The 10,000-nt window shown below is 46.6% G+C and carries 14 protein-coding genes; 8 read left to right on the top strand and 6 right to left on the bottom strand.

Annotated elements, in window-relative coordinates; all coding sequences use genetic code 11:
- Both LDL40_RS09910 and LDL40_RS09905 read left to right on the top strand, forming a co-directional pair.
- The coding region (locus LDL40_RS09910; protein ID WP_300995171.1) for a hypothetical protein at window positions 1-441 on the top strand (441 nt) is incomplete at its 5' end.
- A gap of 109 nt (window positions 442-550) precedes the next feature.
- The gene (locus tag LDL40_RS09905; protein ID WP_300995170.1) at window positions 551-1,177 is read left to right on the top strand and encodes a 2OG-Fe(II) oxygenase; all 627 of its coding nucleotides are present in this window, start codon (window positions 551-553) and stop codon (window positions 1,175-1,177) included.
- A gap of 1 nt (window position 1,178) precedes the next feature.
- Here the strand turns inward: LDL40_RS09905 and LDL40_RS09900 are convergent, their stop codons facing one another.
- Both LDL40_RS09900 and LDL40_RS09895 read right to left on the bottom strand, forming a co-directional pair.
- Window positions 1,179-2,510, bottom strand: a complete 1,332-nt coding sequence (locus tag LDL40_RS09900) for a GAF domain-containing protein (RefSeq protein WP_300995169.1) — start codon at window positions 2,508-2,510, stop codon at window positions 1,179-1,181.
- The gene (locus tag LDL40_RS09895) at window positions 2,510-2,992 is read right to left on the bottom strand and encodes a hypothetical protein (protein ID WP_300995167.1); all 483 of its coding nucleotides are present in this window, start codon (window positions 2,990-2,992) and stop codon (window positions 2,510-2,512) included. Before LDL40_RS09895 ends, LDL40_RS09900 begins: the two co-directional genes overlap by 1 nt.
- A gap of 354 nt (window positions 2,993-3,346) precedes the next feature.
- On the opposite strand from LDL40_RS09895, the gene LDL40_RS09890 reads away from it, so the two are divergent.
- Both LDL40_RS09890 and LDL40_RS09885 read left to right on the top strand, forming a co-directional pair.
- Window positions 3,347-3,847 carry a hypothetical protein gene (locus tag LDL40_RS09890; RefSeq protein WP_300995165.1) on the top strand — a complete coding sequence of 167 codons (501 nt, stop codon included), beginning with the start codon at window positions 3,347-3,349 and terminating at the stop codon, window positions 3,845-3,847.
- 107 nt (window positions 3,848-3,954) lie between these two features.
- Window positions 3,955-4,689, top strand: coding sequence for a PepSY domain-containing protein (locus LDL40_RS09885; RefSeq protein ID WP_300995164.1), 735 nt, complete (start codon window positions 3,955-3,957; stop codon window positions 4,687-4,689).
- On the opposite strand, the gene ubiA is transcribed toward LDL40_RS09885, so the two are convergent.
- Window positions 4,641-5,507 carry a 4-hydroxybenzoate octaprenyltransferase gene (ubiA, locus tag LDL40_RS09880; protein WP_300995163.1) on the bottom strand — a complete coding sequence of 289 codons (867 nt, stop codon included), beginning with the start codon at window positions 5,505-5,507 and terminating at the stop codon, window positions 4,641-4,643. The genes LDL40_RS09885 and ubiA overlap by 49 nt on opposite strands.
- Window positions 5,504-6,028: a chorismate lyase gene (locus tag LDL40_RS09875; RefSeq protein ID WP_300995162.1), complete on the bottom strand. Its 525-nt coding sequence runs from the start codon at window positions 6,026-6,028 to the stop codon at window positions 5,504-5,506. Before LDL40_RS09875 ends, ubiA begins: the two co-directional genes overlap by 4 nt.
- 123 nt (window positions 6,029-6,151) lie before the next feature.
- Between LDL40_RS09875 and LDL40_RS09870 the strand changes: the two genes are divergently transcribed.
- On the top strand, window positions 6,152-7,300 hold the full coding sequence (locus tag LDL40_RS09870) for an FAD-dependent oxidoreductase (RefSeq protein WP_300995161.1): 1,149 nt from the start codon (window positions 6,152-6,154) through the stop codon (window positions 7,298-7,300).
- 61 nt (window positions 7,301-7,361) lie between these two features.
- A complete protein-coding gene (locus tag LDL40_RS09865) occupies window positions 7,362-7,772 on the top strand; it encodes a flagellar basal body-associated FliL family protein (protein WP_300995160.1) in 411 nt (136 codons plus the stop codon).
- Window positions 7,773-7,799: 27 nt separating this feature from the next.
- Here LDL40_RS09865 and LDL40_RS09860 read toward each other — a convergent pair whose 3' ends face one another.
- On the bottom strand, window positions 7,800-8,648 hold the full coding sequence (locus LDL40_RS09860; protein ID WP_300995159.1) for a rhomboid family intramembrane serine protease: 849 nt from the start codon (window positions 8,646-8,648) through the stop codon (window positions 7,800-7,802).
- Window positions 8,641-8,967: a thiosulfate sulfurtransferase GlpE gene (gene glpE / locus LDL40_RS09855; protein ID WP_300995158.1), complete on the bottom strand. Its 327-nt coding sequence runs from the start codon at window positions 8,965-8,967 to the stop codon at window positions 8,641-8,643. The genes LDL40_RS09860 and glpE overlap by 8 nt, the downstream gene beginning before the upstream one ends.
- Before the next feature lie 237 nt (window positions 8,968-9,204).
- Here glpE and LDL40_RS09850 point away from each other — a divergent pair, with 237 nt between their 5' ends.
- Both LDL40_RS09850 and LDL40_RS09845 read left to right on the top strand, forming a co-directional pair.
- The gene (locus LDL40_RS09850) at window positions 9,205-9,669 is read left to right on the top strand and encodes a hypothetical protein (RefSeq protein ID WP_300995157.1); all 465 of its coding nucleotides are present in this window, start codon (window positions 9,205-9,207) and stop codon (window positions 9,667-9,669) included.
- Between the two features lie 48 nt (window positions 9,670-9,717).
- Window positions 9,718-9,858, top strand: coding sequence for a DUF2256 domain-containing protein (locus LDL40_RS09845; protein ID WP_300995156.1), 141 nt, complete (start codon window positions 9,718-9,720; stop codon window positions 9,856-9,858).
- Window positions 9,859-10,000: the final 142 nt, after the last annotated feature.

The raw sequence follows: 10,000 nt of genomic DNA, 5'->3' as shown, positions 1-10,000 counted from the left end.
GATTACGAACGGGAAAAACGCGATATCGAATTTTCTTCTAAAGTAGGTAAGCTCGATGCTGAGCAGCAAAAGAAGTTAAAAGAAATTACGCAAAAATCAGACCAACTGAAAAACCAACTGGCACAGTTGCAAAAGACTCTGACAGAGCAAGAGCAGGAATACAATAAAAAACGTGCTGAACAACAAAAACTGGCAGCACAACGCCAGACTGAGCTGGTGGCCAAAGTAGGCCAGGTATTCAGCAATACCTTGTGTGATTACGGTGCCAGTTTACGCGATTTAAAAGAGCAGGAGTTTGTTTCTTTCCAATTAAGTTTGTCCGGTCGGAACGATGCAAAAGATCACTATTGGGTAGTAAAAAAAGCGGATATAAACCAATGTGTAACAGGTAAAATTGATGCAGCGGCCTTACTGAAAAAAGCCAGTTATTACCAGTATTAAGTCAAGCGACTTCAAGACAGCAGCGTTACATAGCGCTGCTGTCTTGACAGCATACAGCTTCTGGCGTACAAAGCCGGAATTTCCTGATCACTCAAAGCAGACTGATTGAATGTCTTATCAATGGCCCACCTTAACAGACTGGCTGGAACAAATAGCACCCGCCTTTTATCAGCAAGGTTATGTCGTTCTGGAGCAGGCGATCCCGGCTGATTTGTGTCAGGACTTGTATCAGGATGTACAACAACAAGCGCTGACTGCGGCAGGAGTTGGACGTCAGGGCCAACACCAGTTGAATCAGCAAATAAGACGAGACCACACGGCCTGGCTGAGCCATAACAACCCTGTGCAGCAGCGGTATTTACAATTGATGGCCCAACTGCAACAGGATATGAACCGGCGTTGTTTTTTGGGCTTAATAGATTTTGAAGCCCATTACGCCCGTTACCAGCTAGGGGATTTTTATCAGAAGCACCTGGATGCCTTTGTCGGCCGTTCGAACAGGGTATTGTCCACCGTTTGTTACCTCAATACAGTGGAGCAAGGCGGAGAACTGTTAATTTATGACGAACAGGAACAATTAGTCAGCAAAGTACAGCCAAAAGCCGGAACTTTAGTGGTTTTTGAAAGTTGCCGCTTCCCACATGAGGTATTAGCTGCCTCAGAAACCCGCTACAGCATAGCTGGCTGGTTCAGACATAACAGCAGTCTTCAGGGACGGATCGATCCAGCGGCTTAAGTCAGGCCTGGCACATAAGCTGTAAAGCCCGCCGCACGTCCAGCAGAAAACTACCGCGGCCTGTTTTACGGATTTGGATAAAATCGCAGCGCTCTGCCAAACGTCTTTGCAGCAGTAGCAATCGGGTTTCAAGATTGTCATCTATTTCGGGTAAATTCAGCGCCTTATCAAGTCGCAGTTCTTTATTGGAAAACTGCACCCGACCTTGTTGCTGGTACAAACTGAGTAAGCGCCATAAAATTGCGCCTGCAACACCTTTAATCAGGTAGTCCTGCTCTACAAATACGCTATGATCCCGACTGAAATAACGGATGCCAACCATAGCTCCGTCCGGTAGCCGCTCCGGCTGGATCTCGGGACAACATAACTCGGTCTCTGCGTCTGCTGGTTGCAGTCTTACCATATGCAAGGCTAATTGCATCGCTAGACAGGTCAACATATCTTCGTCCGAATAGCTAAAACGCCGCACTTGTTTGCTTTCAACATACAACACGGCCAGTAAACGTTGTGACGATAACACTGGAACAGCCAATTGACTTTGAGGTTGAGCCAATCCCGGATAAGCAATCAAAGTTTCTAGTGAAGGCTGCAATGCAGATTCCGGACATTTATCAAGAAGCTGCAGATAATTGTAATCCAGTGCCGCATGCCCTACTCGTATTGGCGTTTTATACAAAGCCGCGGTTCCTATCACCCCACAGCCAAAGGGGATCTCAGAGCCGATGCCCGAGTTGACATAACCAACAGTCTCTACCGTATAAAGCTTGGCTGCAGCTTCATCAGCTATCAGTAACATGGCGTGTTCAATAGCCAAACCTTGCTGTAACCCTGACATGGTCAGTTGAAACAGTTGTGCTAAATCCTGAGCCTGATGTAACTGTTGCATCAACTGCTTCAGCGTCAACAGTGGATCATGAACAGGCAACAGTGCAGCGCTGGCTTTTTCCTGGGCTTCAATACTCAACACCTGATAAATATCAGCGCCCTTAAGTACAAATACGTGCTGCATCCCAGATTCAGACGCCAGACCTGCCAGTTTGGCTTTCATACTTTCAAACAAAGGACCTGATTCTTCGGTACGCCGATACAACACTGCCAACTGGTATTTTGCGGCTGTATAAGGGTCTGCAATTAATAAAGTGGCCTGAGGATTTTCCAGAATATTCCTACGGGTTTTATTGAAGAACTGAAAGGTCAGGGCTATATGCTGGCTGTCGACATAATGCACTTGTGACACATAGCTGACATTAGGGATGCCATCCGGATCGCAGGTGGCAATAGTAGATGGAATATAGCCTTCAAAGCAGTTTCGCAACTGTTCCAGCTTTAACATCAACTCAACTCCATGGGTTCGCCGGCATTTTCGCCCGGGCTCTGTTCAAAGATAGAATCCGGCATGAAGCTGATGGCCGCCAGTTCCTCAGGATCAACATGTAAATAACGCCTGATAGTATCCGGATCGTACCCCATTGACTCCAGATCCTCACATAGGCGTTGGACGTACTGCTGGGTATGCTCCAGATCTCCCGGCAGTAATTCGGTTTGTTTTGCATGCCTGCCTTTAATCTGAATAGTTTTATGGCTGCTCGGCAAACAATAAGTGACTGCAATGCGCTGAGAGCTGACGATATCAGCCAGTAATTGTCCGGCCTGAACCTTATTTACAAAAAGACGAATAGCACCGATATCCGGCAATACCTGACAGGCAAGAGCTTTACTAATCGAAGGAATAAGACGGGGATCCCGAGAGGCTGCTGTGATAGACAGTCCCTGATGGATAAAGTCCTGCAGGTCCTGATTCAACACTATAACCATTGATGTATCCCCTTATCTCAGCCCGGACATGAAGCATAACGGTAAAGCAAAAAAATCTGCAACAGGTCAAAATTCCCTCAAAAAGATAAAATGCAATTTCTTAAGATTAATTTAGGATTATGTTAGTTGTAATTTAGCCAGTTCGGCTTAGCAGGCCCTTTATTATAGCGCCCTGCAGCCAAGAAGCCTTCAGACAGCAAACATGATGTATTGAGATTGCAATTACACTTTTACACATAAAAGTGCACTCAGAAGTAGTGAAGTCAGTCCAAAGCAGTGCTTAAGCTTCTGCCTGTGACTTGCCGCTATCAGGCTCAGCGTATTGAACAAGTGAAAACAGCATAGGAATAGATGATGAAAAGCCACCCCCTTATTTTTGGTTTGTTTATTTTAATTAACTTCTGTACGGCCAAGGCTGTGGCGACGGAAGCAACAACACAGCAGCTTGAGCAGCTTATAAAACGCGGCGAATACTTATCACGTATTGCGGGTTGTAATGATTGTCATACGTCAGGCTATGCCCAAACTGCAGGACAGATACCAAAAGAGCAATGGTTGATGGGCGACCAACTGGGCTGGCAAGGTCCATGGGGCACTACTTATCCAAGCAATTTACGCTTAAGTATGAGTAAGCTGACAGAGCAACAGTGGCTAGAGATGGCAAAAACAGCAAAATATCGTCCGCCTATGCCCTGGTTTGCACTGAGAGATATGCAGGAAGATGACTTAAAAGCCATTTACCAATTTGTCAAACACCTCGGGCCTGCAGGCCAACCTGCCCCGGCCTATCTGGCTCCGGGCCAAAATGCACAAGGCCCTGTAGTCCGCTTCCCTGCGCCTCCAGTTCAGCCTTGAGCTCAAGCTCTGCACAATCAGCTCATTGCAAAAACTGCGGGATAGCTCGCAGTTTTTTGTCGTTTCTGGCAAAGTAATTTCTTGCCCATTTGCTAAAGTTTTTTCCTATGTCTTTCATACTGCGTCTGGCTTTATGGCGAAAAGTCCACAAGTACCTTGGTTGGATTTTATTACTGCAATTACTCTGCTGGTTTGGCAGCGGCCTGGTGATGAGTGTGTTACCAATAGAGCAGGTTCGGGGAGAACATTTGCGTAAATCCTTCACTGCACCAGACTGGAGCCAGGCTATTTCGCCAGCCACTTTAGCCAAGCAACATCCGGCGTATCAGTTCAGACTAAGCCAACAAGGCAACATACCTTTGTACCACTTCAGCAATGCTGAGCAGCATTTCTATTATTCCGCCCTCACTGGAGAAGAATTGCCCGCTTTAAATCAGCAGCAAGTCAAAGAACTGGCCAGATTACAGTATCAGGGCAAGGCCGAGATAATTCAGGTACAACAACTGCAGCAGCTCCCTTTTGAAGTACGGCATTTAACGCCTCCAATCTGGCGGGTACAGTTTGCAGACGAGCAAGCCAGTAGCTTTTATCTGGAAGAGCATACAGGCGCACTGTTATCGGTGCGCACGAATAACTGGCGTATATTTGATTTTGTCTGGATGCTGCACATTATGGACTACCAGGACAGGGAAGATTTTAATCATCCTCTGCTGATCGCTTTTTCAGCCACGGCCTTATTTTTTACCTTGTCAGGAGCAGTATTACTGCCATGGCGACGGAGAAAAGTGTCGGCTTATAACAGGGATAAAGCTATACCAACAAATAACAGCAGACCACTGTAATGGTTATTTAAAAACGCCTGAAAACAGCCTGCCCCCCCCTGGGTTTTGGCCTGCCAATGTTGCTGGACAAAACTCAAAAATACCAGCAACAAGCCGGCATAAAAAAACCAGTTCAAGCCATTTTGCTGACCGACCCAGGCCATCAAGGCTAAAAAGATCAGTTGTAGGCAGGCAATAACAGGATGGCAGTAGCGGCCAAATAACAAGGCTGTGGATTTAACGCCTATTTTTTGATCGTCCTCCATGTCCACCATGGCATAAAACGTATCAAAAGCCACTGTCCAAACTAAATTCGCCAGATACAAAGCCCAAATCCACAGTGGTATGCTGCCTGTGACCTCCATAGCAGCCATAGGAATACCCCAGCTATAAGCAGCGCCCAACACAAACTGGGGTAAATAGGTAAATCTCTTCATAAAGGGGTAAACAACAGCTAAAGCCGCAGCGACTAAAGCTAACAAGACTGTTGCCTGACTTAAAAACAGCAGCAGACTGGCACTGCATAGCATCAGCAGAACAAAAAGCTGTAATGCTTCAGCGCTGTTAACCTTACCACTGGCTAAAGGTCTGGCCTTGGTGCGCTCCACATGGCCATCAAAGTTACGATCAGCGTAGTCGTTGATCACACAACCTGCGGAGCGCATCAAAACCACCCCAGCGCTGAACACCAGCAATAAAGTTAAATCCGGCCGTCCAGCTGAAACCAACCACAAAGCCCACCAGGTTGGCCATAACAACAGATAAATACCTATAGGTCTGTCCAGCCGCATTAACTGGCGGTAATAAGGCCAATGCTGCGATTGCAACTGCCATCTCATAACTCAAGCACTCCGGGCAAAAATATTTCCTGCACCAGCAATGGCCGCTGTTGCACAGAAAAAACTGAACGTCTGGCCCACAGCTCGCCCTGTCTGCCAATGACGGGTAAGCATAAACCGGCCTCAAGCAAAGCGACTTCAATCTGGCCCCGCTGCAAACTGGCATGCTGAAAAATGTATTCGCCCAAGGGCTGAGCACCCAATCTGGCTAATGGCTGCATCTGTTCCAGCGTCGATTCTGGTAACCAGCTTTGCGCATAAACACAGGCCTTGTGATCGCACCACAGAATAACGTCGCGTTTTAACCCCTGAACCTGCTGCCATTGCTGCTGTAAAAAGCCCGGCAATGCTTGCCAGTGCTCTGTAACCAGTTCCAACCTGAACGTCTGGCAACGACTCTTCAGCAGCGCAGTCAGAGACCCCTCGCTGACTAACCAGGATTCGAGTTGAGACGGCAAAACCAGTTGCCCGGCGTTTTGCCAGGCAGCTTCTAGCTGAAAAAGACTGTCTGTGCTGTGCATAAAATTAAACTACAACTAAGATGCTGCGCATCATAACAATTTTGCCATTGTATTGGTATGTAATGCCTTGTGCTGAAGAAATGGGTACCATAACGGAATTCTGTCATGGCCACTTAAACTAAAATGACCTATTGCCATACCTTAATTATTGGAGCCGGCCACGCAGGCTATAGTCTGGCCAAAGAATTGCGAAAACTAGACCCAAACCGCGTGATTTATCTGATCAGCAGCGACAGCGCAGATTACTATTCCAAACCTTTACTATCGAACGGTTTTAGCAAAAACAAAAGCGCTGACGACCTGATCCAAAAAACAGCGGAACAAATGGCGGTGGAGCTCAATATCACTATCTGGCCTTTCTGTCATGCAGAGCAGATCCGACCGGACCAACATCAGGTAGACACCAATAAAGGTCTGCTCAACTACACACAATTAGTGCTGGCAACAGGAGCCAGTCCGGTGCAACTGGCATTACCAGAAGCAACCACAGGACGGGTTTGGTCTGTGAATGATTTAGCCGATTACCGAAACTTTTTACAGCAAAGCCAGCACAAAAACAAAATCACCGTGTTGGGCGCCGGTTTAGTTGGCATTGAATATGCTAACGATTTAGCTGTTGCCGGTTTTAAGGTGTCTGTTGTTGCATTAGAGCAGCAACCTTTGGCTCAGCTTTTGCCACGCCCCTTAGGCAAGCTACTGCAACAGGAGCTGGAAACACTGGGAATAGAGTTTTATTGGGGCTCAGCCATAACAGAAGCTGAACTCGAAACAGAGCTAAAGCTGACACTGGCTGATGGCCGTTGCCTGCATACTGAATTGATCCTCTCTGCCGTTGGCTTAAAACCTAAGCTGCAACTGGCGCTGCAGGCAGGAATAGACTGCGGCAGAGGTATTAAGGTGGATAAGACTATGGCAACTTCGGTCCGCGATATCTATGCTTTGGGCGATTGCGCAGAACTATGCGGCTATAACCTGATGTATATTCAGCCTATTAGCTTGTCAGCTAAAACTCTGGCAGCCACCCTGGCAGGACAAACCGCAGCTGTGCAACTACCGGTCATGCCCGTGATTGTCAAATCGCCTGCATTGCCTGTAGTTAGCTGGCCAGCGGCACCAGATCAGCAGGGAGAATGGACTTTTAATGGGCAAGGACTGGATTGGATTGCCCGATTTCAAAGTCCTTCGGGTGAGTTGATAGGTTTTGCGTTAACCGGAAAAATGGTGTCACAACGCTTGAAGCTGGCAAAAGAAATGCCAGCTTTGATAGCTTAACGCCTGACCTTCGGGTAAGATCCTTTTTTGAATGTTTGATAAAAATGAAAGAGTAAACCGGATGAAAAAAGCGCTGACTTGTTTTGTTTTTTTATTGTTAAGTCAAAACCTTTGGGCACAGGAAGCAGCCAATACGCCGATGAAGGCCAGTTATGCATATTTTGGTTTTGACCCTGACATAGTCACTAACTACGTTACCCCAACGACTGAAGAATTGGGTTACGTGCGTGTGACTATGGAGTTGATGATTATGGATAAAAAGTATTTGGAAGTGGTTGAACACCACGAACCCTTAATACTGGACAAAATAGTCGCAGCTTTTGGTCGTGAAAATGCAGATACCATAAAATCTTTAACAGGCAGGGAAGAAATCCGTTTAAAAATCCTAAACGAATTGCGTGATACCCTGAAAAAAGAGACAGGCCAAGATATTTTAAAAGATGTATTATTTACCAAGTACTTATATCACTGAGTAACGCCATTCTGGCTTACCGCACTGTCAGCGCTGAGCGGTAAGCCATTTGTCGGCGACGGTCAACAAAAGCGCGCAGAAACAACCTGCCACTAAACCAGCCAAATGCGCCCAATTCGCCATAGAAATCCATAATAAGTCAAAAAATCCGATCAGCAGCCATACCAGCATAAAGCCCACTAAACCGGAACTGATCTGTAAACCCCAATGTGGTTTTAACCAGCCGCATATCCAATAAAAACCAAACAAACCGTAGACCAAGCCGGACATACCACCAAAGTTCGCATCGACTATCACAAACTGAGCCAAATTGGAGGCCAGCAACACCAGCAAGGTCAGGCTTATTGCGCTAATACGCCCCAGTTTTAGCTCAAGTGGACCTAATAAGTACCAAACCCAAATCAGATTAAACACCAGATGGGACGCAGAAAAATGCAACCAGCCTGGGGTAAACCAACGCCAACCTTGCTCCAGACTCAGACCCAATTGTGGTTTTAACTGCAGTGCCGCCAAAGCAGACCAGGGATCCAGTTGTTGCCAGCCATACACCAGCAAAGTGGAGATCCAGATCAGATGCGTAAACCAGCCTCCTTTGGACCATAACTGCTGCCAGTAGCCTGAAATGCCAGCAGAAGCGGTGCCAGAGTCTGCTAGCTCTGACCTGTCCCAGGCAGCCGCCTGATAACGATCGGCATAAGGATTCAACAAAAAGCGCTCTATCTCGGCCACCACCTGCTCTGCATGCTCTGGCGCACACCATAACTCAGCCTGATCGACAGAATGCACCACCACGCTGACGTCCAACTGCTGATTCTTACAATAATCAGCCAAACTCAACGCCGCAGCAGACGAGGCAAAATCGCCAATTTTAATCATGAGATTCACTGACAAATGGCAGTTGCTGACGCCAGGCTTCAAAACCACCATCCATACTAAATACAGTTTCAAAACCCTGTTGCGCCAAATATTGGGCGGCCCCCCGACTAGAGTTTCCGTGATAACAAACGACAACCACAGGAGTTTCAAACTCAGTTTGCTGCATAAACTGATTCAGACTGCCATTGGTTAAATGAAAAGAGTTAGCTATATGGCCTGAGGCATAGCTTTGCTCATCGCGGATATCAACAACTACTGCATTATGCTGCTCTATTTGCTGTTGCGCCGCTGCAACAGAAATGCGGCTGAATTCACTCATTGGTTACTCTCTTTACAACTATAAATTCCAGTCAATGCGGCGATTGTAGCCCAGCCTGACTATGTTGAGTACCTCAGGCTACAGAAGATCGGCTGAACTGCAGAGAAATGACGAAGAAATAACCAACCCAAAGTAACTAAATACCGCATTAAAACACCAAGTTAACAATTACAGCTTTAGCTCAAGCCCAAGCTTAGGTAAAATAGCGCGCCTTGTTGGTTTGGAATAAGAATACCCATGTCAGATAGTCCCTTGTATTTAATTTACGATCCTGCTTTTGATGATATGGATGCCGAAGGCTGCCCGGGATTTGGTTTTATACTGGTATTTGACGAACAGGATCTGGACAACTACCAATCAGGAGAAAACCCGCCTTTCCCTGCAGTGTCTATGTTATTTACTGATCATGCTGATGGCAGTATCAGTGGTGATTTATTAGGCTGGGCGCAATTAGATGCAGAAATATTTCAACAATTTCCTTTAGGCCAATTCTTTCAATTGATGGAACAGGCTGCTCAGGTGGCTATTAATGCCTATCGTCAGGTAGGTCAGGTGCCGGATAAACTGATAGCTCAACTGCTGCCTGACGATGATTTAATTCAATTTGATGTGCAGTTCGCCACATTGGAACTAAGTGACGCTGAAGCCGAATCTCAACTGGCTAAGCAAATGATGTCAGGCCGTCCGTATTTAGATTCTTAGCCGATCCTTTTTGCTGCTGGCTCCGTATTCAGACAAAACGGAGCCTGTATGACCCATCACAAATTACTTCTTCCTCAAAAAACTTGCGCTTGCTGCGGCCTGACTTTTAGCTGGCGGAAAAAGTGGCAAAAAAACTGGCCTGAAATAAAGTACTGCTCTGAGCGTTGTCGACGGCAAAAGCGCTTATAACTCTCTTCCCCGCCGCACTCTGTCAGAGCCTGTCAAGCCGTGCGCGAATTTACTCTTGTTTTGCAGATCCCTTTTTGCTTTTTAAGCGCAGGCCTTTTACTATATGCACTTTATTTAATCACCCAGTTCGCCGGAATAGCAG

This window comes from Rheinheimera sp. (genome assembly GCF_020217005.1).
Classification (GTDB): domain Bacteria; phylum Pseudomonadota; class Gammaproteobacteria; order Enterobacterales; family Alteromonadaceae; genus Pararheinheimera.
This window is presented reverse-complemented; position numbering and strand designations above follow the sequence as displayed.